General features: G+C 35.0%; 24 protein-coding genes and 2 pseudogenes. 1 reads left to right on the top strand and 25 read right to left on the bottom strand.

Annotated elements, in window-relative coordinates; genetic code table 11:
- Nucleotides 1-25: 25 nt before the first annotated feature.
- The 24 genes and pseudogenes from SVI_RS06940 to SVI_RS06840 all read right to left on the bottom strand — a co-directional run bounded on the left by SVI_RS06940 (nt 26) and on the right by SVI_RS06840 (nt 22,671).
- A complete protein-coding gene (locus tag SVI_RS06940; RefSeq protein ID WP_013050774.1) occupies nt 26-1,192 on the bottom strand; it encodes a nucleotide sugar dehydrogenase in 1,167 nt (388 codons plus the stop codon).
- A gap of 9 nt (nt 1,193-1,201) precedes the next feature.
- Nucleotides 1,202-2,206, bottom strand: coding sequence for an NAD-dependent epimerase (locus SVI_RS06935; RefSeq protein WP_013050773.1), 1,005 nt, complete (start codon nt 2,204-2,206; stop codon nt 1,202-1,204).
- A gap of 156 nt (nt 2,207-2,362) precedes the next feature.
- Nucleotides 2,363-2,794, bottom strand: a complete 432-nt coding sequence (locus SVI_RS21875; RefSeq protein ID WP_331370563.1) for a polysaccharide biosynthesis protein — start codon at nt 2,792-2,794, stop codon at nt 2,363-2,365.
- A gap of 62 nt (nt 2,795-2,856) precedes the next feature.
- A pseudogene (locus SVI_RS22065) lies at nt 2,857-3,038 on the bottom strand (polysaccharide biosynthesis protein).
- 10 nt (nt 3,039-3,048) lie between these two features.
- Entirely contained in the window at nt 3,049-3,174 is a 126-nt protein-coding gene (locus SVI_RS21995; protein ID WP_269453342.1) for a polysaccharide biosynthesis protein, read from the bottom strand.
- A 110-nt stretch (nt 3,175-3,284) separates the two neighbouring features.
- Complete coding sequence (locus SVI_RS21990; RefSeq protein ID WP_013050771.1) at nt 3,285-3,398, bottom strand: polysaccharide biosynthesis protein; 114 nt, start codon at nt 3,396-3,398, stop codon at nt 3,285-3,287.
- Between the two features lie 558 nt (nt 3,399-3,956).
- Complete coding sequence (locus SVI_RS06925) at nt 3,957-4,517, bottom strand: sugar transferase (RefSeq protein WP_013050770.1); 561 nt, start codon at nt 4,515-4,517, stop codon at nt 3,957-3,959.
- Between the two features lie 6 nt (nt 4,518-4,523).
- Nucleotides 4,524-5,441 carry an NAD-dependent epimerase/dehydratase family protein gene (locus SVI_RS06920; RefSeq protein WP_013050769.1) on the bottom strand — a complete coding sequence of 306 codons (918 nt, stop codon included), beginning with the start codon at nt 5,439-5,441 and terminating at the stop codon, nt 4,524-4,526.
- Complete coding sequence (locus SVI_RS06915; RefSeq protein ID WP_013050768.1) at nt 5,438-6,205, bottom strand: glycosyltransferase family 2 protein; 768 nt, start codon at nt 6,203-6,205, stop codon at nt 5,438-5,440. Before SVI_RS06915 ends, SVI_RS06920 begins: the two co-directional genes overlap by 4 nt.
- Before the next feature lie 54 nt (nt 6,206-6,259).
- Complete coding sequence (locus tag SVI_RS06910; protein ID WP_013050767.1) at nt 6,260-7,153, bottom strand: glycosyltransferase; 894 nt, start codon at nt 7,151-7,153, stop codon at nt 6,260-6,262.
- A 71-nt stretch (nt 7,154-7,224) separates the two neighbouring features.
- A complete protein-coding gene (locus SVI_RS20685; RefSeq protein WP_013050766.1) occupies nt 7,225-8,991 on the bottom strand; it encodes an acyltransferase family protein in 1,767 nt (588 codons plus the stop codon).
- A gap of 249 nt (nt 8,992-9,240) precedes the next feature.
- Complete coding sequence (locus SVI_RS06900; protein WP_013050765.1) at nt 9,241-10,443, bottom strand: hypothetical protein; 1,203 nt, start codon at nt 10,441-10,443, stop codon at nt 9,241-9,243.
- 105 nt (nt 10,444-10,548) lie between these two features.
- Entirely contained in the window at nt 10,549-11,727 is a 1,179-nt protein-coding gene (locus SVI_RS06895) for a glycosyltransferase (protein ID WP_013050764.1), read from the bottom strand.
- Between the two features lie 235 nt (nt 11,728-11,962).
- The gene (locus SVI_RS06890; protein WP_013050763.1) at nt 11,963-13,066 is read right to left on the bottom strand and encodes a DegT/DnrJ/EryC1/StrS family aminotransferase; all 1,104 of its coding nucleotides are present in this window, start codon (nt 13,064-13,066) and stop codon (nt 11,963-11,965) included.
- Nucleotides 13,063-13,512: an acyltransferase gene (locus tag SVI_RS06885; RefSeq protein ID WP_013050762.1), complete on the bottom strand. Its 450-nt coding sequence runs from the start codon at nt 13,510-13,512 to the stop codon at nt 13,063-13,065. Before SVI_RS06885 ends, SVI_RS06890 begins: the two co-directional genes overlap by 4 nt.
- Complete coding sequence (locus SVI_RS06880; protein WP_013050761.1) at nt 13,502-13,909, bottom strand: sugar 3,4-ketoisomerase; 408 nt, start codon at nt 13,907-13,909, stop codon at nt 13,502-13,504. The genes SVI_RS06885 and SVI_RS06880 overlap by 11 nt, the downstream gene beginning before the upstream one ends.
- Entirely contained in the window at nt 13,906-14,778 is an 873-nt protein-coding gene (rfbA, locus tag SVI_RS06875; RefSeq protein ID WP_013050760.1) for a glucose-1-phosphate thymidylyltransferase RfbA, read from the bottom strand. Before rfbA ends, SVI_RS06880 begins: the two co-directional genes overlap by 4 nt.
- Nucleotides 14,779-14,780: 2 nt before the next feature.
- Nucleotides 14,781-15,827, bottom strand: coding sequence for a dTDP-glucose 4,6-dehydratase (rfbB, locus tag SVI_RS06870; RefSeq protein ID WP_013050759.1), 1,047 nt, complete (start codon nt 15,825-15,827; stop codon nt 14,781-14,783).
- Nucleotides 15,828-15,831: 4 nt separating this feature from the next.
- Entirely contained in the window at nt 15,832-16,794 is a 963-nt protein-coding gene (fcl, locus tag SVI_RS06865) for a GDP-L-fucose synthase (RefSeq protein WP_013050758.1), read from the bottom strand.
- Between the two features lie 2 nt (nt 16,795-16,796).
- Nucleotides 16,797-17,915: a GDP-mannose 4,6-dehydratase gene (gene gmd, locus SVI_RS06860; protein WP_013050757.1), complete on the bottom strand. Its 1,119-nt coding sequence runs from the start codon at nt 17,913-17,915 to the stop codon at nt 16,797-16,799.
- Nucleotides 17,916-18,365: 450 nt separating this feature from the next.
- Entirely contained in the window at nt 18,366-19,370 is a 1,005-nt protein-coding gene (locus SVI_RS06855; protein ID WP_013050756.1) for a GDP-mannose 4,6-dehydratase, read from the bottom strand.
- Nucleotides 19,363-20,526, bottom strand: coding sequence for a glycosyltransferase (locus SVI_RS06850; protein ID WP_041419758.1), 1,164 nt, complete (start codon nt 20,524-20,526; stop codon nt 19,363-19,365). Before SVI_RS06850 ends, SVI_RS06855 begins: the two co-directional genes overlap by 8 nt.
- 99 nt (nt 20,527-20,625) lie before the next feature.
- Entirely contained in the window at nt 20,626-21,381 is a 756-nt protein-coding gene (locus SVI_RS06845; RefSeq protein WP_013050754.1) for a glycosyltransferase family 2 protein, read from the bottom strand.
- Nucleotides 21,382-21,426: 45 nt separating this feature from the next.
- Nucleotides 21,427-22,671 (bottom strand): oligosaccharide flippase family protein, encoded by a 1,245-nt coding sequence (locus SVI_RS06840; RefSeq protein WP_013050753.1) that lies wholly within the window; start codon nt 22,669-22,671, stop codon nt 21,427-21,429.
- A gap of 347 nt (nt 22,672-23,018) precedes the next feature.
- Here SVI_RS06840 and SVI_RS21030 point away from each other — a divergent pair.
- Nucleotides 23,019-24,226: pseudogene (locus SVI_RS21030) on the top strand (DUF6444 domain-containing protein); the annotation flags it as partial.
- Nucleotides 24,227-24,283: 57 nt separating this feature from the next.
- Here SVI_RS21030 and gmd (SVI_RS06830) read toward each other — a convergent pair.
- On the bottom strand, nt 24,284-25,411 hold the full coding sequence (gene gmd, locus SVI_RS06830) for a GDP-mannose 4,6-dehydratase (protein ID WP_013050750.1): 1,128 nt from the start codon (nt 25,409-25,411) through the stop codon (nt 24,284-24,286).
- Nucleotides 25,412-25,441 lie beyond the last annotated feature (30 nt).

The raw sequence follows: 25,441 nt of genomic DNA, 5'->3' as shown, positions 1-25,441 counted from the left end.
AATGAGGTTGCCAGAAAATTGACTACTAATCCGAACCAAACAAATCCCGTGTATATACTTTGTAGGCGACATCATTAATCTCATCCACCATACGGTTAGATACAATAACATCAGAGATAGACTTAAATTCACTCAGGTCAGATATGACCCTAGAGTGGAAGAACACAGCTTCATCCAGAACTGGCTCATACACAACGACTTCGATTCCCTTTGCTTTTATTCTTTTCATAATCCCTTGCACTGAAGAAGCACGGAAATTATCTGAGCCAGATTTCATTATGAGGCGATATATGCCAACAACTTTTGGGTTCTTGCTAATTATAGAGTCAGCGATAAAATCTTTACGGGTAGAGTTAGCATCAACAATCGCACTAATTAAACTGTTAGGCACATCCACATAGTTAGCTTTAAGTTGTTTAGTATCTTTAGGTAAACAATAACCCCCATATCCGAAAGATGGATTATTGTAATGGGAACCGATTCGCGGGTCTAAGCCCACTCCCTCAATAATTTGACGAGTATCTAGGCTGTGAGTCTCAGCATAAGTGTCTAACTCATTAAAATATGCTACTCGCATGGCAAGGTACGTATTTGAAAATAGCTTAATGGCTTCTGCTTCAGTTGAATCGGTAAATAATATATCAATATTTTCTTTTACTGCACCTTCAACTAATAAACCTGCAAATACTTTAGCTCGCTCACTTTGTTCACCTACAATAATGCGTGATGGATAAAGATTGTCGTGTAACGCACGACCTTCACGCAAAAATTCAGGTGAAAACAGTATATTGTCACAACCGAATTCTTCTCTGACCGACTTCGTAAAACCAACGGGTACCGTTGATTTTATAATCATCACAGCTAGTGGATTAATTTCCAACACGTCTTTAATCACTGCTTCAACAGAATCAGTATTAAAAAAATTTGTTTCGGGATCATAATCGGTAGGAGTTGCGATAATGACAAATTCAGCATTTTTATAAGCATCCACTTTATCAAGTGTAGCTTTTATATTTAACACCTTATTTGCAAGATAATCTTCTATTTCAACATCAACCACCGTTGATTTTTTAGCGTTAATTAACGCTACTTTGTCAGCAATAATATCAACTGCAACTACTTCATTGTGTTGCGCTAATAAAACAGCATTTGATAGGCCAACATAGCCCGTACCCGCAATTGCAATTTTCATTTACTCAGCCTATACCTTATAAAAATCTTTATACCAACTCACTAACTTAGCAACGCCTTCAGCCACACCAACTTTTGGTTTATAACCTGTTACTTCAAATAAATCTTGCGTGTCAGCATAAGTTTGATAAACATCACCAGCTTGCATACCACGGAAATTCTTTTTAGCCTCAATACCCAACTCAGTTTCAATCGCTTCAATAAATTTCATTAAATTGATTGGGCTACCATGACCAATATTATAAATACTATATGGAGCGGAACTTGAGGCAGGTGAACCATCTTCAACTTTCCAAGTATCATCTCGAGTAGGTATTACATCAACAATGCGAATTACACCTTCAACAATATCATCGATGTAAGTAAAGTCGCGCCACATATCACCATTATTATTAATATCGATAGTTTCACCTGATAATATCTTTTTAGTAAAGATATAAGGAGCCATATCCGGACGCCCCCATGGGCCATATACAGTAAAGAATCGCAAGCCAGTCGTTGGAATATCATACAAATGAGAATAAGAGTGAGCCATCAACTCATTAGACTTTTTAGTGGCCGCATATAGCGATATAGGGTGATCTACTGTATCAGATGTTGAGAATGGCACTTTACTATTAAGGCCATAAACCGAACTTGAAGAGGCGTAAACCAAGTGCTTAACTTTAGTATTTCGACAACCTTCTAAAATATTGAGGTGACCGATTAAATTAGAATCAGCATAAGCCATAGGGTTCTCTATCGAGTAGCGAACACCAGCTTGTGCAGCTAGATGGATAACACGATCAAACTGATGCTCAGTAAATAAAGTGGCCATAGCTGCTCTATCTGCTAAATCATTTTTTATAAATTTAAAGTTTTTATGCTCAGCACGTTTTAAACGAGAATTTTTTAAATTAGTATCATAATAATCATTAACATTATCGATCCCAATGACTTTATGTCCTTGCTCTGTCAGTCGTTCCACAACACATGATCCAATAAAACCGGCTACACCTGTTACAAGATACTTCATTTTATTCCTTAATACTTTTAAATACACATTTTACCATCTATGAACTATTGTAATGACGTAATACATTAACACCACAGAATAGATAGGAAAATTCAAGTTAATTACTCTTCGAACCTCACGGACACGGACAGATTTTCCGTTTATTAAAAACTTAACTCACCTATTGCTTAGCCTTCCAAACCAGATCACCAATGCCATCTGTTGGGTGAACCCTGCAGGTACAGATAAAAGTATTCCCCTGATTGCTTCATGATCAAACGAATGACAAGCAGCATCTAATTTATCTAAAATCAATTTATATTCGCTGTATGGTAAAAACCTCTCATTTACGCGCATAATACGCTCATGCTCACAGCCCTTCACATCATCACCAATTAATAACTCTTCAAACAACTTTCCGCCAGGGCGTAAAGCAGTAAACTTAGTTTTTATATCACCAAGAGGGTACTCTTGTGATTTAACCTCCAAACCAGAAATCTTGATTAAGTTTGCCGTTAAATCAACAATACAAACACATGGGAAGTCTTGCCCATATCTAACAAAAACATCCCCACCTTTGCCCATTGCCCCAGCCTGAATCACCAGAATGCAGCTTCCGGAATGGTCATTAAAAAACGAGTGATGTCAGTGTGAGTGATAGTAACATGATCTCACTGTGCAATTTGACGCTTAAAGAGTGGAAAAACCGAACAAAAAGAGCCTAATACATTACCAAAACGTACCATAAAAAACGGGTATTGTGTTTTTCTGTAGCTAAAAAATGTAACGAGAGTTCACCCATACGTTTAGTTGTGCCCATTACATTAGTTGGGCGTACTGCTGTGGAGATCAAAACAAATGCTCTACTTTCGCTTCGATTGCTGCAAGTGCAGTGTAATAGGTACCAAAAACATTGTTACGCTCCCCCCGCCCTCAACCTCATTATATTCAACAATAGGAACATGCTTATAGGCAGCCGCATGATACAACGTTTGTACTTTAAAGGTTTTAGCACCATTTCAAGAAGGTTTTGTCTTTGTACAGAGACATAATACTGGCAATATTTGTAAGTTTAATTACTAATTACTAAGCTCTTTCTCTATTTGATACAGGAAAATTCAGATAACTCAAATAGAATGAGAGAGCTAGGTTTTTTCACTAGAGTTTGTCGATATAACTCAGAACCAATAGAGCCTTCCACACCTGTAACCATTACCACTTTATCTTTAATATTTGGACCTAAATCTCAGATTTAGCAGGACGGGGGATCCCGCCCAAGCAGTTCTTCAATTGGAACATCACGCAACTGTTCAATCGTTGTACTGCAATTTTACAGCTCTTCAAAGTGCGCCATATAATACTTCAACAGTAAAGTCAGCCGATGAATAAATTATTTTCATAAACTGTTAAACCATTAACAACATTTGTAAAAATCTTATTATCATCATCAATAAAAGCAACAGTGTGCAATTAGTCTCCTTGGCACAACAGATTAAACAGTTGGCGACCAGACTCCCCAGTACCATAAATAAGCGCGCGCTCTTTATTACGACTTTTTCTCAGATACTGAAATACGTACCAATAACGTGCGCCACCAAAGAGCAACTGCAAATATGTAGTATAAATAATAGCTACAGAGATAAACACAAAATCAGCAAAAAACTAATAAACATGAGGGATAGATAAAAGAGTCATTTAAGTTTACAGTCCTTCAGCTAGAAAGAGAAAAGCCCTGCATAAATACAAGGCAATAATTAATAAAATCGGTGAATTAACTGACAGCATCACCAGAGCCACTACCCGTAGCTGTTTGGATTATATATTTAAAATAATTTTTAATTGTTAATGATTTAATCATTTTAAGATCTGTTTCTGCTAATAGCTTAGGGGTAGACATATCAATGTTATTCACTTGCGCCAACCCAGTAATCCCTGGTAATACTTCATAGACACCACGACTATCACGCTCTTGTATTAATTCTTCTTGATTAAACAAATTAGGTCTAGGACCAACAAAACTCATTTCACCTTTTAACACATTGATGAGTTGAGGCAATTCATCAACTTTTGTTTTACGAAGAAATCCCCCTAATTTAGTGATAGAAGCTGTATTTGCGAGATGACTGGCGACTGATTTTGTACCAACAGACATAGTCCTAAATTTAATCAGGTTAAATGGTTTTTTATTTTTACCTACCCGTTGCTGAATAAATATAGGCGAGCCCGTATCAAAATAACCGATGATGGTAACAACAAGTAGAATAGGAAAGGTAATGATTAAGCCAAAGAAAGCCATTAAAAAGTCGAGTGTGCGAATAAAAGTATGGTTCATAAATATTTATATTTTCCTAGTTAACCGACTAAGCGTGTCAGCCATAGTAAAAGGGGGTGTCCAATCAAGCAATGTTTTAGCCTTGTTTGTGTTAACCTGTAGGTCCCCAATTAATTGATCAATTTGAGCCTTTCTACTGGTAATTTTCCCTATCAAATTAAAGATATAATTTGGTATTGGAACTTGTAATAGACCGGTATGTAAACCTTTAGCAATTTCGTTAGTAAATTCTTTTATAGAAACATCAACACCATCTGAAATGCAAAAAACTTCATTTTTAGCTTTAGGGTGTTCTAGACAAACAGAAATAAAATCAGCTAAATTATCTACTGAAATAAAACTCCGCTTATTATCACATAAAGCAAAAGGCAATATAGGTACTTTATTTACTAAACTAGCAAGCTTATCGAAATTCCCTGGAGCACCTTTTCCATAAACTAATACAGGACGAATAATAATAACTTCAAGATCTGTTTCCTCAGCTATTTTCAGCAGTGCATTTTCAGCATCAAGCTTCGATTGTGCGTATTCCGAGTGTGGCAATACATTAGAATGCTCATCAAATGGTTTAGCATTATTTGTATCATTACCCAACACTCCGATTGAACTGATAAAAACAAAGCGCTTCACCCCCATCTTAACGGCCTGCTGGGCAAGATTAATGGTACCTTTAACATTCACTTCATTAATGTAGTCAGGATCATTTGATTTATTATGAGCTACAGCAGCAAGATGTACTATTGCGTTTACATTTTGTAAACATTGCTCCCAATTACTATTATTATTGATATTAACGCGACATAGGTTATCGGCAGACGCAATAACGCCTTGTCTACCGTGCCTTATAATCGAGTGTTTATGTTCGAGATATTGACTGAGAATATTGCCAATAAAACCACTTGAACCAGTGACTAATATTTTCATGATGGAGCCTTAACAAACCATCGTGTAGAAAGAGTTAGTAACTTATAGGGAAGCTTTAGCATTACGAAGAATATATTAGAATAAATGCCATTTTCTTTACAAGCCCTAACAATCTCAAAGTTTTGATGTACCCGCCATAACAAACCACTAGAGCTTATTCCTCCCTCTCGCATTTTCACAGAGATAATAGGTAATCTAATTGATTTAATTCCCTTACTCATAAACCTTGTTAATAGTTCAAAATCGGCAGCTACACGATAATTAGTTTTATACCCTCCAAATTCGTCATAACACCTTTTACGTACATAAAAAGTAGGGTGTGGTAGCATTAATCCAAATTTAATCATTCTTTTACTAAAAATTTTAGAGCTATACAATCTTGTTGGTTTATTTAAATCATATTCAGATACATAAATAAGATCAGAGTATACCGCGTCTATATTATCCCCATCAAAGCCGGCAACAATTTTATCTATTACATATTTATCGGCTAACACATCATCTGAATTTAAAATTCCAACTATATCTCCTGTCGCTAAAGAGATACCTTTGTTCATAGCATCATAAAGACCATTATCTTTTTCACTTAGATGGATAGCTACAGTATCACTATATTTACTGACTATTTGATTCGTCTTATCTTTAGATAAGCCATCAATGACGATATGTTCGATATTAGAATATATTTGTGACTTGATAGACTTTAATGTGTCTTCTATAGTTTTTTCTGAATTAAAACAAACAGTGATTATTGAAACTTTCATATGGTTTTCTCAATTTGATAAATAAATGCTAATGATCAATGGTTAATGTATTTATCAAATAATATTTAACAATCTAAGTAGTTTGGTAAAATAGTATCTTGAAGCTCTGTAAAGGCTAAGAATGATAAAACAAAAGTTATTACTTCCCAAAAGTTTAATTAAAAGCAAATCGAGCTTATGGCTCATCAGAAAAAACTTTTTAGCACCAGAGAATAAAGGTGCATTTTTAATATTGGACAATGCTACTTGCTTGCTTATCAACAAACGTTTTTTGATACCACTTCTACTGGCATTTCCAGAATGTACTCTGTACTTTGCAAGAGGTTGATTAATGAAGGTTAGATGACCTCCAGCTAACAGCCTAAGGTAAAAATCACGATCTTCAGTCAATAGTGTTTCATCGTATAAACCGACTGAGTTATATAATGATTTCTTGATTAACAAAACAGGCCCGGCAATTGCCCAATTATAAACACATTCATTCACAATATCATCTTGTAACTTATTGAGATTGCCTCGGTATAAATGAGAAATACTACTTGAGTCAGTTACCTTGGAATACTCATCTATCGTGAATGAATCAGAGATAACAGCACTTTCTCTTTTATTTGCCAAGAAATGATACCTAGCAGATAAACTATCACTCGTTAAAACATCATCACTAGCACACAGGCTTATATACTCGCCAGAAGTAAGCTGAATTAATTTATTTAATGTTCGGCATACTCCTTTATTTTCCTGTTCAAAAAAAGAAATATTGGCATCAGGATTATTTGAAACCCACTCTTTAATAACTTCTACAGAGTTATCACTAGAACCATCGTCACATATAATTATTTCAACATTAGGATAATCTTGATTTATTAAAGATTTCAAGCACTCTGCGATATAATTAGCATGGTTATACACGGGTACTATTACACTAATTAATGGGACTTCTTGATTCATTTATACTCTCTAATGTTTAATTTAAGCTTACTATTGTTTGATTGCGCCTTTTGAGTCAACAAGATAAAATATTATAATATAATATTTTTAAGTTTCGTTGTTTTTAAAATACGTTTCCCTAAAAACAAGGCGCCATCTTTAGTTATATGATCAGTATCAAAACTAATAAACCGATGATCATCAGTAAAAATTCGTGTTTTATTTTTTTCTCTAAATAATTCCAGCAGATTAATATAATTATCAGCGAATATATTGGACTCAATTTTATCGGCATAAATATTACTTTTATTTATCTCAACCATATAATTTTTTGAACTATCCCAATTAATTTGCTTTATGAAGTTATTGTTAAAACCAAAGTTCTTGGTTCCTACATAATAATAATTACCATTTGAGTATTTATCCATTTCGTTTTTACTTTCGATCGCACTAGCCTTTAAAGTAGAAGGGGCTATTATTTTATTAGCCATTCCTGAAGATGACACTAAAATTGTCACGTCGGCATGGCTTAATAGGTTTCTCGATAAACTTATATCGTTATTGTAATTAGCAAGGTAAATGACTTCATATCCATCTGTTGCATCATTCTCTTTTAGCGCATTATAAATATCTCTCGCAAAAGAGTTCCCTATAATTAACATCTTTTGACCATCAGATTCGAAATTGTGTTTAGCTAAAGAATATGGTCTATCTGCATAAGCTTGAGGGTTTACTCCGTATGAATACTTACTGAATACATAATATTGCTGCATTCCATAAGATTTATTGAGAAAAAGTCCTAGAGATATAAAAGACATAAAACAAAGTGCAATTAGACTATAAAACACTTTATTTGACACTACCTTTTTATTCCTGAACGGTGATTCTACGAATCGCCAAGATAAGTAACCTAATGGGATTGAAAGTAATGCCCACATCAATTGCTTATAAGATCCAACCTGTCCTTCAGTCGCTAACCTTATAAAGGATAATATAGGCTGGTGTAATAAATAAATACTATAGCTTGATAATCCAATAATAATTATTAATTTTGTACTAAGAATTTTGTAAATTATGCTATTAGGTTTAGTAAAAGCGATAACCATTAGCGTCCCTAAAACTGGTGCTAAATTAATAATGGCTGAGTTATTTGATAATATATATGGGTTGTAATACGAATATAAAATAAAAAACAAACCTATTATTGACATCGCATCGTTTTTAGTTGTCACTCGCTCTTTCATGTACATCGCGAGTAATGAACCCGCACAAAGCTCCCAAAATCTAGTGATGATCATTAAAAAATTAAATTCTTTATTTTCAATTAAATAGCTTGATAAAAAACTAATAATGAAAAATAGAATTACAGTAACTTTGAGACACTTTTGTTTTTTCAAAAGCAAGATAAAAATTATGGGAAGTATAAAATAGTATTGTTCTTCAACCGCTAAAGACCATGTGTGGTATAAAGGTTTGAATTCGCTAGCTAAGCTCCAATAACCTGATGTTAAATAGAGTAGTATATTATTTGCGGCAAATGAAGTTGAAACTAAAGATTGACCGAAATTTTTCAGATCGTAAGGAAGCATAAATACAAACGAAAAGACCGTTGTTATAAGTAGAGTGAGAATTAAAGGAGGTAAGATTCTTCTTGCCCGCTTATCATAAAAACTTAATAACGAAAAACTATCACTTTTTTGGCTTTTAATGATATTTGCCGTAATTAGAAAACCACTAATGACAAAAAAAACATCAACTCCTAAAAATCCACCGTTAAATCCAATAACCCCTGCATGAAAAAAAATAACAGGTAAGACCGCTATAGCCCTAAGACCGTTTATATCATTTCTAAATTTCATTCTAGCTCTTACTTTATGATTAAATGTTAGCTTTAGAGGGTACATAAACTCATGTATTAAAAACAACGCCCCCCAACAACCTAAATTTAAAAACTGTTATCAGCAGTTTTTAATCTAGTTTCTACAATGTTCTTCTGATCGTATATTCAACAGTCATACTTCAAGCAATAAAAAATTGAAGGTATGAAAATATGCCATTACCTTTATCCCCTACGAAAGCAACTCTAAAATATCTATATTAATAGAGATTTATAAAAGTAGATTTTTAACCTTTATTTTTGACAAGATATAAATCGGGAGCCAATAAAACATACAAATAAAACACAACATCCCCAAACTGCCGTATAACCCTTCTCTGATAATTAAACGGATAAAAATTATTAATAAGCAGACCATAACTAATTTTTCAACCATGCTGAGTTTGGCAACAAAGTGATAAAAAAATACCAATAACCCAGCAAATAAAGGAATCGTGATAAATAAATATTGATAGCCATAATATAAGATTGCTATTAAAAAATTAGACCCTAAACCATACCCTCGGCCAATATCTTTAGCCATATAGGAACCGCCATAAACATACCCCTCATTTATATAACTTCTAAACGGTTGCAATATTCCTTGAAAGAAAATAGCAGCTCTATTATCCCAACTTCCTACGCCTATGAAACTATCATTGCCAATATACAATGGCAATGTAAGATACGTTTCTCGGAACTCACCCAAGGCACTTATATACCAAGGAATATCTCCAACAGAAGTACCAGTAGGCATTCGAAGAACACCGAGCACTAACATTCCAGCTAGCAATAAAAAACCAGGGATTGCATATAGACGCTTACGGCTAATACAGAACGTTATGACAACGGGTAAAAGAACAATTAGTGCGATTGTCCTACTGCCGTTCATTAAATCTAGAGCCACAATAATTAAGTTTGGTAAAAACACCAGATAGTTTCGAGTACTTGCAAACATATATATCGACACAGGTATTAGCAGGTATGCGATACTTTTTAATTTATACGGGTCATCCTGCTCAAAATCATATATAAATGCATTCAATAACACCCCTGATTGAATAGATTTATATAGCGCAAAACAGGTATATATACATATTACAAACCAAAGAATTTTAATAAATACCCCCGTAGTCTGTTCAACATTATCTGTCTCTGAAGCGAGGCGATAAGAAGGGTAAAAATAATATAACGTACATAAAAACATAAAAAAGTTAAATACTAATAACTGCGCAAAAAAGATAGAATCTTTATCTATGCCCCAGCTGAAGTACAAATCAATTTCAAAGATAAAAAAAGCAGGGATAATTAAGTATAATATTGAACAAAAAACAGCCCAAAAAAATGGATTTAATAGCACGCGATAATTAGAAAGCCTGATATCTCTTAAAATAAGGACAATACCAACTAAAAATATAAACCAAGTTAGAAACACTTTTATTCCTTTGTATAAAATACATAGATAAAGAATATTTACGCACAAGAAGTAGTACTGATAACTAAATATAGATGAAAGCTATCCTCTCAGAGAATAGCTACTCTATCTATTATATTCACTGTAATCCGCTAACAATTTATTGATATGTGATTCAATATTTGTTTCAAATTTATCCAACGTATACCTTTCCCTAATAGCGGTATTAGCTGATATTGCCATCTGCTGTAATACGTCTTCTGGCATAGTATCAATACTTATCATGGTATCAATAACAGACTCTTTATTGAGCTTAATGTTAAAACCGAAATCTTCAATATCAAAGCCACATTCAGCAGTTACAATGGGAATCATTGCACCATTGCCGACAGCAGTAATAATTGCAGTTGCAGTGCCTTCAGAGCAAGAAGGAAGAATAACAAAACCACATTGCATAGCAATTTTTTTAAACGAATCAGATAAAACGTTTACAAAACCATGTATAATTACATTACTAGGAGGGTTGATCGTTCGAAGTATTTTCTCTTCAGCAGCAGTATAACCGCATACATGTAAAGTCCAATCGGGTTTAGCACGAAAAGCCTCTATTGCAATGTCAAGTCCTTTATGTAACAAACCATAACTGCCAAACCATAACGCATGTTTTTTAGCCTCATTCATATTTTTATTTTCAACAAAACACTCATTATCAGTTTCTTTAATAAATGTTGGATCCAACGGAAAAACAACTTTCGCGCCATTTTCTATGAATGTTTCCCGGGTGGTTTCATTACCAATACAAATAACATAGTCGGCCATAGTGGCGGCTAAGCCCCAACGGTAATCATTAATTCGTGCAGATCTTAGAGCTGAAACTTTATGAATTTTATAAAAATCAACAACTCTTGACAATGAAGAGTTACTACACTGCCACGGATGAGAGCCTGTACCATAATAAATAACGGTTGCATTCACATTACTTTCGACAGCCTGGTACATTGGAATGCCCTCGCCAAAAATAACTTCATATTCCTCTAGGCAAGCAGAATGTTTACGATCATTATTTATGATATCGACCTGATACCCCAAACGATCAAAAATAGTCGCAATTAACTTTGATTCTTGGTAATTGGAATGTGATGTATAATTACTCTTATTAAAATGGTACGTGCTATAAGAGAACAGCATCTTTTTTTTATAATTTGTGCCAAAGTAGTTATATATAGGCCGTTGAAAAGCCATTTCATAAATTTTCTTTATTAATTTAATTTTTTTTAGTTTTTGTTTGATCTTATTAAGGTTCATAGTTCGCCATCGTTAAGCTGAAAATCATGATAATAATTTATTTACATCTGAGTTTTTCGACAACCATCCATATTCACAAACAAACAAACAAACAAACAAACAAACAAAAGGATATTATCTATAAAAGGCTTATATTTCAGTTGACGTAGTTAAATTATTTATGGTGAGTTGGATATTATGAATAGCCCTAGATTAAATCCAGCGCTATATTATTATATTTAATTTCTGCTATTGATTATTCAAAGCCGTTGATAGTCTCAATGATATAATTAACATCATCAATACTCATTGTTGGGTCAATTGGTAATGATAAAACAGTATCGTGTAACTTTTCGGTCAAGGGCAATTCAGCATGCGATATTTTTCCGCTGTAAGCATCTTGATTATGAGGAGCTATAGGATAATGTATAATAGTCTCAATACCAGCATCTAATAAGTACCGAGATAACTCATTTCGTTTAAATGATTTTATTACAAACAAATGCCAGACATGCCCTTCTTGCTTTTCTACTTTTGGTAAAATAATCGCGGGGTTAGAGATACCATCAAGATAAGTATTTGCTATTTTTCTACGCGCGGTGATTTGCCCTGATAAATGCTTTAGTTTTACACTTAGCATAGCGGCTTGAATTTCATCTAAACGACTATTAACACCTTGATACGTATTCTCGTATCGTTTGTATGAACCATAATTACCTAACGCCCTTATAGTTTTCGCTAGTACCTCATTGCTTGTTGTTACTGCTCCAGCATCGCCAAGCGCCCCAAGATTCTTCCCGGGATAAAAACTAAAAGCTCCTGCATGGCCCCAACTTCCCGCTTTTTTTCCATCGATAATAGCACCATGTGCTTGTGCACAGTCCTCTAATACCAGTAAATTATACTCATCGGCGATCACCATGAGTTCAGCCATTGGCGAAAGCTGTCCATATAAATGAACGGGTAAAATCACTTTAGTTTTTCTCGTAATTGCTTTTCTTACAACCTCAGGGCATAAGTTAAATGTTAACTCATTGGCTTCAACTAATACGGGAATGAGATTATTCTCTGTAATCGCTAACACAGAGGCAATATAAGTATTTGCCTGTACTATAACTTCGTCACCATCGTTTAGTTTCCCAAGCTCTTTCCAAGCGCGTAACGTGAGGGTTAATGCATCAAGGCCATTAGCAACGCCGACAGAAAAGTCAGTGTCACAATAGTTTGCAAAATCATTTTCAAAAGTCTTTAGCTCCTGCCCCATAAGGTACCACCCTGAATCTATGACCCTTGAGCATGCTTCTTTTAAATCATCACTATACTGAGCATTAATTTTTTTCAAATTTAAAAATGGTATCATTTTATTATTTCTCTAGCTGGGTTACCAACAACAGTAGAATGTGGTTTTACATCTTTTATCACAACAGCGCCAGCACCAACCATAGAAAACTCACCAATTGTCACACCGGGAAGAATAGTTGCATTCGCTCCAATTGAAGCATTATTTTTAACAACAGTTGTTAGAAATTCATCAGGATATTGCTTTGATCGAGGTGATTTGTCATTAGTAAAAGTAACATTAGGACCAATGAATACATTGTCTTCTATGATTATACCATCCCATATCTGCACACCACTCTTAATAGTGACGTTATTACCAATAACTACGTTATTTTCAATTAAACAATGTGAGCAAACATTACAGTTATGACCAATAACAGCATTAGGTAATACCACGCAAAATTGCCAAATATTTGTGCCTTCACCAATACTTTTTGACTGTACATCAGATAAGTTATGAATCATAGCTAGCTATTTTTATAAATTCTTGATAATCACGTATATAGTCCGCTTCGTCATAAAAAGATGAAGCTAAAACCATCAAAACACAATCTTCACTAAAGTCATGCATTTCACGCCACTTCATCGAGTTTATATATAATCCTTTAAAAGGTGAATTAAGTATAACATCTTCTCTTATATTGCCATCGTCAAGAATAATTTTACAACTCCCCTTAACGCAAATGGCTACTTGCTGTAAATTTTTATGCGCATGAAAACCACGCGACACAGAAGATTCTGTACCAAAAATATAGTAAACACGTTTAATATCAAACGGAATGTCTTTATTTCCTTCAAGCGAAACAAGGTCACCTCGTTCATCACCTAACGATTTGAAATCAATTATTTTTATTAGACTCATTTGTTTTCATTCGCCAAAGCCATCAAATACTGGCCATAACTATTTTTCATCATAGGTTTCGCTAATTCACTTATTTTCTCAGAACTTAACCAACCATTGTTAAAAGCAATCTCTTCTAAACAGGCAATTTTGTATCCTTGTCTACGCTCAATAGTCTCCACAAACATAGCCGAGTCTAGTAGAGTTTCGTGTGTTCCTGTATCTAACCAAGCAAATCCTCGACCAAGTAACTCAACATTTAATAAACCCTTCTCCAAATAAACTTGATTAATACTAGTAATCTCAAGTTCACCTCGGACTGATGGTTTTACGTTTTTGGCTATATCAATAACACTATTACTGTAGAAGTAAAGCCCTGTAACAGCATAGTTTGACTTAGGTTTCAATGGTTTCTCTTCAATTGAAAGAGCCTTCATATTATCATCAAAATCAACAACACCAAAGCGTTCCGGATCTTGTACTTGATAGCCAAAAACTGTAGCGCCTTCGGTTAGTGAAGCAGCTTTTTGTAACATTGGAGAAAAGCCTTGCCCCCAAAAAAGGTTATCACCAAGTACTAAGCAAACCGAATCATCGCCAATAAACGCTTCTCCGATAATAAATGCTTGCGCTAAACCATCAGGGCTATGCTGTATTTCATAACTTAAATTAATACCAAAATCTCTGCCATTACCTAATAAACGAATAAATCCATCTTGATCTTCAGGTGTTGTAATAATTAAAATATCTCTAATACCTGCAAGCATTAATACCGATAATGGATAATAGATCATCGGTTTATCATATACAGGTAACAACTGCTTTGAGACACCTTTTGTAATCGGATACAAACGCGTACCTGAGCCACCCGCTAATACAATACCTTTCATTATTAAACTCCTAAACGCTCACGATTATAAGATCCGTCTTGAACATGTTGGCACCAAGTTTTATTTTCAAGATACCATTCGACTGTTTTTCTTAAACCTGTTTCAAAAGTTTCAATAGGGGTCCAATCCAGCTCTTTTTCAATTTTACTTGCATCAATGGCATAACGCATATCATGCCCTGGCCGGTCTTTTACAAAAGTTATTTGCTCTTTATAGTCCGTTTGTTGTGGCACTAACTCATTTAATATATCACAAATAGTTTCAACTACTTCAATATTCCGTTTTTCGTTATGACCGCCAACATTATAAGTTTCGCCAATGTTCCCTTCTGTTACCACTTTATATAATGCGCGAGCATGATCTTCCACATATAACCAGTCACGAATTTGCTCCCCTTTGCCATAAATAGGCAAAAGTTTTCCTTCTAATGCATTAAGAATAACTAATGGGATAAGCTTTTCAGGAAAATGATAAGGTCCATAATTGTTTGAACAATTGGTAATAATCGTCGGTAAGCCATATGTGCGCAACCAAGTTCGAACCAAATGGTCACTAGATGCTTTTGATGCAGAGTATGGACTACTTGGCTCATAAGAGGTGTTTTCAGTGAATAGATCTGTTGTACCTTCTAAATCACCATAAACTTCATCGGTAGATATGTGATGAAAACGGAAAGCTGATTTTTGTTGCTCATCTAATGTTAACCAATATTGGCGAGTTGCTTCTAATAATTGATAAGTACCAACAATATTGGTTTCGATAAAAGCAGCGGGGCCGTCAATAGAGCGGTCAACATGAGATTCCGCGGCCAAATGCATTAACGCATCAGGTTTATGTTCAGAAAAAACACGTTCTAATTCAGTTCTATTACAAATATCAACTTGTTCGAAAACATAACGTTCTGAATTTGATACTTCTAATAATGATTCTAAATTACCTGCGTAGGTTAGTTTATCAAGGTTGATAACTGAATCATTAGTATTTTTTATAATATGACGAATAACAGCAGAGCCAATAAAGCCAGCACCACCTGTAACTAAGATTTTCATTCAACTAACCTCTAAACTTATTTTGATTGTCAACGAACCACTGATAAGCTAAATTCAAACCTTTTTCTAACTCAACAGAATATTGCCAACCTAAAGATTTCAACCTATCTACGTTCATTAATTTTCTTGGTGCACCATCTGGCTTTGTTGAATCAAAACTAATGCTACCTTTAAACCCGACAACTTTAGCAACTGTCTCAACTAGCTCTCTAATTGTACAATCAACACCAGTGCCGACATTGATATGGCTAAGCATCGGCTCTGTATTTTCATCATACATACTTTTATCTAAATTCATCACATGAATAGATGCATCCGCCATATCATCAACATATAAAAACTCACGCATAGGTTTACCACTACCCCATGCTATTACTTCACTGTCATTGTTTAACGTTGCTTCGTGGAAACGACGTAATAAAGCAGGAATAACATGCGAATTTTCTGGGTGAAAGTTATCGTGCGGGCCATACAAGTTGGTTGGCATAACACTGCGATAGTTCCGACCGTATTGACGATTGTAAGATTCGCACAATTTAATACCTGCAATTTTGGCTACTGCATAGGGTTCATTGGTAGGTTCCAATGTACCGGTTAACAGCACCGATTCATCCATTGGCTGCTGAGCAAGTCTTGGGTAGATACAAGATGACCCAAGAAACAGTAAATCTTGTACGTTCGCATTGTGCGCGGCACTAATAACATTACTTTGAACCATCAGATTTTCATAAATAAAATCCGCAGGATAAGTATTATTTCCCATAATACCACCAACTTTCGCCGCGGCTAAATACACTTGGTCAATTGATTCAGTGTCAAAAAATGCATTCACAGCGGCTTGATTGGTTAAATCAAGTTCGCTGCGGGTTCTCAACACAAGCTCAACATCACCTTTCGCCTCAAGTTGGCGCACGATTGCTGAACCAACCATACCGCGATGACCTGCTACATAGATACGTTTAGTCATGATTAGCTTTCTTTTGTTACTGAAACAGAATAACCGTGCGCTTTCAGTAATGCGTGACGTTTTGCTTTTTCTAGGTCGTTTTCAACCATTTCAGCACACATTTCTTCAACGGTAATTTTTGGTACCCAGCCTAATTTTTCTTTTGCTTTTGATGGGTCACCAAGCAGTGTTTCTACTTCAGCAGGACGGAAATAACGTGTGTCGACTTTAACAATAACATCTCCTACTGATACACCTCTGGCTTTATCACCAGTTATTTCCACAACTGTTGCGATTTCATTCATTCCTGCGCCTGTAAATTCAAGTTCGATACCTACATTCTGCGCTGACATGCGTACAAATTCACGCACCGAGATTTGTTTACCTGTTGCAATAACGAAGTCATCCGCTACATCTTGTTGTAACATCATCCACTGCATGCGTACATAGTCTTTAGCGTGACCCCAGTCACGTAATGCATCCATGTTACCTAGGTATAAGCACTGCTCTAAGCCTTGTGAGATATTGGTAATTGCCCGGGTTATTTTCCGTGTAACAAACGTTTCCCCACGACGTGGCGATTCATGGTTAAATAGAATTCCGTTGCACGCATACATACCATAAGATTCACGATAGTTTACTACAATCCAGTATGCATACATCTTTGCTACTGCATACGGTGAGCGTGGGTGAAATGGCGTTGTTTCACGTTGTGGCGTTTCTTGTACTTCACCGTAAAGCTCAGATGTTGACGCTTGATAGAATTTAGTTTTTTTCTCAAGCCCTAAAAACCGAATCGCTTCAAGTAAACGTAATGTCCCCATTGCATCTACATCCGCTGTATATTCAGGGCATTCAAATGAAACTGCAACGTGGGACTGGGCACCTAAATTGTAGACTTCATCAGGCTGTACGTCTTTAAGGATACGTGTCAGGTTAGATGAATCCGTTAAATCGCCATAATGTAAGAAAAACTTTTGATTTATTTCATGGTTATCTTGATATATATGGTCAACACGTTCAGTGTTTAATGAAGATGCACGACGTTTAATGCCGTGGACTTCATAACCTTTTTCTAATAATAATTCTGCTAGATATGAGCCATCTTGACCCGTAATCCCCGTAATTAAAGCCTTTTTCATACGCTAACTACCTTTTAAAACTGAGTTCTGAAAAATACATATTAAACCGCTAAACTGAATAAATGATATTTTTTCAAAAAAAATAAATCACATTAAAAACAACAGTACTTATACTGTTTGAACTAAATATTAGAAAGTGTCAAAAAAGCAAACTTAAATTCAATGACTATAACTTTACAAATCGAAACAAAAGAAACTCAGCCAATTAATGAGAGCATGGTTAAGTCAATATTATACCTAAAAAAGGAACTTGAATTTAGCAGGGAATAAAGGTGGACTTTACATTTTCTACAGTTATCTACACACTTGATGTTAACCGTTTAGTTATCATTTTTAGCTTGTATATACATGGTAGAAAAGATACAGATTACTTATAAACGTTAGTCAACAATCTGCTTGTATCTTAATAAAAAACAGAATCCCCACTAGTATATATTCATCAGAACAACTCTATTTGAGGTCAAAATCAACCATCAACTTGCATAACTCTTGAAGGGTAACAGTGCTCTGCCAGCCTAGCTTATTTTTGGCTTTTGATGAATCACCAATAAGATTGGTTTTTTCTTTTTCTCGATAGAAGTCTTTATTGACTCGAACTAATAGCTTTTCATTTTCATCGACACCTACTTCATTTATCCCTTCACCTCTCCAATAAACCCTAACCCCTGTGCTACTAAATGATAGGGTAATAAAATCTCTCACGCTACTTTCAATGCCTGTAGAAAATATATATTCATCACTAATCTTATGTTGCATAGCAGACCAAATGCCAAACACATATTCTTCAGCAAAGCCCCAATCTCTCACAGAATCAAGATTACCAATTTCTAATATCGTTTCATTGCCTTTTGCTATTTCAGCAACCGTTGATGTTATCTTTCTTGTTACAAATCGGTTATCGCGTAATGGTGACTCATGATTATACAAAATCCCTGTTACTATAAACATAGAATGCAATGAACGATATGTATCTAGCATTTGATGAGCATAAGATTTTGCTAGTCCATAAGGGTTTCTTGGTTGTAAAAGTGTTTTTTCGGTTTGTGGGCTTTCATATGAATCACCAAAAATTTCCGAACTAGATGCTTGGAAAAACTTAGACTTAAGTCTTAAGCTTCTAATTGCCTCTGCAAAAAAGATAGGAGTAGATGCTGTAACCATATGTAACAATAAAGGATTATTATGAGAATCGGCAACAAAACTGTATGCGGCAAAATTATATATTTCATCGGGTTCAATTTCTGCTAACAACTGCCTTATAAGTTCATAGTGGCTGATATCACAACTTAAAAGCACTAAATTGGGATGTTCATGCACATTTAACAGCTTTAACCTCGATACACTTTTAGCATTTCCTTTACCAATGCCATAAACTTTGTACCCCTTGGATAAAAGCAACTTACACAGATAAGCACCGTCTTGCCCATTAATCCCAGTAATTAAAGCTTTAAGCATATTCGTCTCTTATTTCAAAAATATAATGCACTATATCATCCAGTTGCATCTGATTACTTCCCTTCAAATCTTCGACAACTTGAAATCCATTTTCAATGATTTTTTCTCTTAGGGATTGTTCATTGACCAAAGTTAGAATTCTAGTTTTTAACTCACTTATAGAAAGAGGGTTAAAATAAATTGCCGCATCCTTACAAACTTCATGGACACTCGTATTCGATGATGCGAGAACTGGAGTTCCGTATTCCATTGCCTTTATTGGTGGGTAGCCATAGCCTTCATTTAAAGTCGAATATATAAATGCGTAAGCATTTGAAAAATAATCATTCAACTTTGTCTCTTCTACATAACCTTCGAAAATAAACTTATCACGATTGACGACATGTTTAGAAAAATCTACCTCACCACAACCTAAAACAACTACGTTTTGTTCTAACTTTTGTTCACTAAATAGTTGATCTAAAGCAATAATACTTCTGTAGTTGTTTTTTATCCATCTATTAGCACTAACAAGTAAAAAATAATCACGAGACTTCAAGCTTTCTTTTATAGATGTTTTATCGAAGTTATATGGACATCTAAAAACGACTATATTTTCTGAATTAAGTTCAGGATAATGGGCTAACATACTATACTTTGAATGTATTGAGTCAGTAATAATCTCAAAATTACTCTTATACAACAACTTTGCAAAAGATTTTTTTGCATTTTCTTTTCTAGACGATCTACTTTTAACTAAATTTCCAACAAATGATCGTAATTGTGATTTCTTACTCAACTTATAGATATATTCAAATTTGTCGGTTGGGCACTCTACACTTCTTATTCCATGTACTGTTCCAACAAATCGCTTTCCATGAAGTTCTAAGCTGTCATATTCATATGGTAAAGCTGAATACAAAGTCTGAATGTCATCTCGTTCTAATAGTTCAGAAATATCTTTGTGAGATTCAATAGCGATTAGCTCTACGTTAGCACTAGTACATTTATGAAATATACTCTTATCTAGTTCTCTTTTTGCATCGTAAAAACACACTAATCTTTTAGAGAACTTTAACGCTGCATAAAAAACAAATTTAGCATACTCTCCACCACCGTGAACTGGTGACTCTGATGAGCTTTGTGTTGAGGTCAAATCAAAAAGGACCTTATTCATAATATTCAATACCCTAAACCTTTCAAAAATCAGTACATTAATCAATTAGTCTTTGATGTGATTATTGCCAGAAATTGCATTATGCAAAGTAATAATTTGCTACGTTTCAATAAACAAAATAAATCTTTTAAGAATTTTCTTGAAAAATGTTGAAACTAGTCCATCGTGTTTTCTAATAAAAAATAAATCATTATAGCCATTTTTCCTAATTGCATTAATTGCCAGTTCTTCTTGCTTACTAGCATTTAAGACTGAGATTGAATTTTCGTGTTTTTTCAAAAAATACAATTCATCTTCAGACCAATTCATACAGAAGCCAAGCTTTAACAATCTCAACCACAACTCATAATCTTGCCCAAACTTCCAATCTTCATCATATCTATTTTCTTTAAATATTAATGCTTTTCCGAAAACTGTACCATGAGTCAAGACATTACCGAAAATAAGTTGCCTTGCAGTGATTTTTTTATTAAGCATATGCCTTTTTGGCATTGCATTTAATCCATCGTAAGCTTGACAAAAAACCAGATCTGAACCTGTTACAGTCAAAAACTCCAATTGTGTCTCAATTCTATTTTTATAACTGTAGTCATCTGCATCTTGTCTACAAATGTATTCCCCTGTTGCAATATCAATAGCTTCATTCAAAGACTTTGTAAGGCCTTTATTTTCACGATTGATAAGAACCAATCGAGGGTCATTAAATTTATTTATTATGCTCAGAGTTCCATCTGTAGAACCATCATTTATAACAATCAACTCTAAGTTATTATAAGATTGTTCAAGAATAGATTTTATTGCTTTCTCAATAAAGTCTTCTGCATTATATGCAGATAATAGCACTGATACTTTCATTACTGTTTTGTTTCCAATTCAACATACTTAGTTAGAGATAATCCTCTAAAATATCCAATGTGATTTATCATGTTTTATACATATATATATTCTGTATAACAATTCAAATATTAGAGTGCCTACTAATACATAACTTAAATTATCGATATTAACCATTTCGAAAATAACTAGTGTACTTATTAATAACATATAAACTAAATTAGAGTACCAAAGATTTTTAGCATATTCCTTAGTTAACCCTGATGTTATTAAAACCCCTAGCCCTATCATATAGCAGGTAGACCTAATAAAAATAATTGGTAATACTATAAACGCGATATCTTTCATTGATGTAATAAATGCAAAATCAAATTGAGATAACCGTAAAAAACCGAAAATCTCTCCAGAATAAAACACTACAATATAGCCAAAAACTGTAACTATTAATGCGATAAGAGATAATCTAAACAAGGATGACTTGAACTCAGATACATTCATCCTCTGAGACATGTGAGGAAAAAAAGCCTGAGTGTAATTTGAAAAAAAACCTGATATTATATTAATAAGTTTAAGTACTAAATCGTATGCAGCTACTTCTGTATAGCCAATATATGATCCAATTAGAATAACATTAGATCTGTCTTTAATAACCGATGATAATGAAGCATAAAAGATGACTTGTGACTCAGAAACCTCTCTCCTTATTCTAGTCAAATTTGGTTTGACGTAATTTAATCCCTCCTTCCCATTAATTAATACTATAAATGATATAATGGAAAAAACTAAAGGGATAACCGATATAATCGCAGCATATAATATATAATCTTGCTCTTTTTGCACTAAAAAATAAATCAGAAAAAGCATGACCACTCGATTAACTGCCGTTAATGTAGTTATGATCCCCATAGTTTGTCGCCCATGGTAATACCACTGTGGTACAAAAACATCATACAAGGGTATTAATAAGACAAAAAACACTAACTTCAAATCATATTGATAATAATCAAATATTAGAAATAAAATGTTTACACAAATAAGATAAGTAGCAATTTTAAAGTGAAATATATCCCAAAATAAAATATTTGGTTTTCCCACTTCATTATTAGCAATTTTTTTTGTGCTCGTAATATTAAAACCAAAATTAACCACAACCGTAATGTAAAAAGCGAACGTTTGATAAAAAACAACTTTCCCCAGTAATTCACTTCCAATTCGAGAGACTACTAAAGGGTATATAAAGATTGGAAATCCAACCATCATAATATTAAATAAAGAAAGGTATGTGAAATTTTTTAGGACTACGTTTTTCATATTTACTCTGAGCGATGCTGTTTCTAGATCTTATTAAAAAGCAATATACTTTTGTTGATAAAAACTCAAGATCCGTCAAATAAACTAGATCTATTTTCATTTTAAAAAATCTAGTGCCGTCTGTTGATTCGTTAACCTTAAACTTTTAATCACAAAGAGAACTGAATAAGAAAACAAAGAGGATTAACTTTAAAAACCTCTTTATCACATATTCAATTTAAGCGAATTACCTCATTATGTATCTTTGTGTAACCATTCACCAACCCCTTACTGGCATGATCAATTGATGATCGATCAAGTTTGATTATATAGCTATTGAATGATCTTTTTGCCATGTAAAAGGCTTCATGAAAAAGAAAAATCAATTCGCAACAGAGCCGCCTACGGCTGCTGAACTTGTTGAAAACAAAGCAAACTGACTCATTCAAGAACTGTGGGAAAAAGTTACATGAATATGAAGACCGCCTAACATTGAGCTCTAGAAAATCATCCAAGTCACCATCCTCTGCCTCCCCTGTGGATAAGGCCGAGAGCAAAAAAACTCAAACGCCTTGTAGTGGAAATAAGGTTGGCGCTCAACCTGGACACTCGGGGCATAAAAGACCATTAGCGGAACTCAGCGCAACCGATGAGCAAGTCGCTTGCTTACCCGATTCATGTTGCTCTGATTGTGGTGGCGAGGTCATTGCCAACCCGGCTCCAAGCTATCGTCATCAGGTGTTTGAACGACCTAAACCTACACTTGATATCACCGAATACCAGTTATTTTACGGGCGTTGTCAGCAGTGCAACACAGTGAGCAAAGGAGCCTTACCTGTAGTGTCTCCCGAGGTCAGATGGGCCACGATTACTCAGTTACGTGGCTATGCTCAGTGGCTTGTATCACCTGAATGTACGTAAAATTCAACGTTTACTGCAAGTCATGTCTCTACCGGTCTGATTTCTGAAGCGCAAGGGCGAGTCAGTAGCATGCTGACGCCGACGCACCAAGTCTTGCATCAACACATAAAAAAAAGCGTCATTAGTTCATGTTAAAGAGACGATGCACTATCGTAATGGTGAAGAGCATACCCAACGATTGTCGTGAGTGACCAATGTCCCAGCTACAACTGGATTGATCCCGAACAGCATCAATTTTTCCTTGCCCATGTGCAACGTAATTTACAACAAATGGCCGATTATTCAGGGAGGGGGCATACCGCGAGTATCGGCAATCGACTGGTATTACTATTCAAGTCCGTATTTCGCACTCAACATAGATATGAAGCCGGTGAAGTTGACGAAATAATGTGGCGTCGGCGAATGCAACGACTAAAGCGCAGTATTAAGCGCTTCACCCAGGCACACCTTTGACCAATAACGAAGCTGAGCGTTGTTTGCGTAGCGCGTGATAATGCGCAAGATCTGCTATGGCACCAGCTCGGATAGAGGTGAAAAGTTTCGCTCCCGCATATTGTCAGTCGTTGAAACATGCAAGAAGCGCAAGTTATCCCCGATAACAGTGATCATCACTATCATCGCGGGCGTGATTGGTAAATGCGACTACCCAGATGTTGGGCAGTCAATCCCCCTCTGGTTAATGCTTACGTCTCTTTGTGATGGATGTTTTTTACTAACTTTCAACCGTCACAGTTATATTGTAACCGTGCTCTTTCAAAATCGCGTGTTGTTTAGCTTTATTTAAGTCATTTTCTACCATTTCGGCACACATTTCTTCAACAGTTATCTGTGGAACCCAACCAAGTTTTTCTTTTGCTTTTGTTGGATCACCTAATAGAGTTTCAACTTCTGCGGGACGGAAGTAACGTGGATCAACTTTAACAATCACATCACCTACTTTTAATGCTGGTGCATCATTCCCTGTAATGGCAGTTATCGTGGCAACTTCATCAAGTCCTTCACCTGTGAACTCAAGTTCAATACCTGCTTCTTTTGCTGATAATGTAACAAATTCGCGTACAGAAATTTGCTTGCCTGTTGCAATAACAAAATCATCAGCAGTTTCTTGTTGTAACATCATCCATTGCATACGCACATAATCTTTTGCATGACCCCAGTCACGCAGAGCATCCATATTACCTAGAAACAAACATTTCTCTAACCCTTGTGAAATATTTGCTATTGCACGGGTAATTTTACGTGTTACAAAGGTTTCACCACGTCGAGGCGACTCATGGTTAAATAAAATTCCATTACAGGCATACATACCATAAGACTCGCGATAATTTACTACTATCCAGTAGGCGTACATTTTAGCAACAGCATAAGGTGAGCGCGGGTGAAATGGTGTTGTTTCTTTTTGTGGAATCTCTTGTACTTCACCATATAGCTCTGAAGTAGATGCTTGGTAGAATTTTGTTTTCTTTTCTAGTCCTAAGAAGCGAATAGCTTCTAATAGACGAAGTGTGCCCATTGCATCAACATCCGCGGTATATTCAGGGCACTCAAAGGAAACTGCTACATGCGATTGCGCACCTAAGTTATAAACCTCATCAGGCTGCACTTCCTTTAAGATGCGGGTTAGGTTTGAACTATCTGTTAAATCACCATAATGCAAGAAAAACTTTTGATTTTCCTGATGACTATCTTGGTATATATGATCAACACGCTCGGTATTCAATGAAGATGCACGGCGTTTAATTCCATGAACCTCATATCCTTTTTCAAGTAAAAGCTCTGCAAGGTAAGAACCATCTTGACCAGTAACACCGGTAATTAACGCAACTTTATTTTTTGACATTTTTAAACCATACTTTAAATTCTATACAGT

It is taken from the genome of Shewanella violacea DSS12, from assembly GCF_000091325.1.
In the GTDB taxonomy this organism is placed as follows: Bacteria; Pseudomonadota; Gammaproteobacteria; order Enterobacterales; family Shewanellaceae; genus Shewanella; species Shewanella violacea.
The sequence above is the reverse complement of the archived record's forward strand: the minus strand, read 5'-3'. Positions and strand labels throughout refer to the sequence as shown.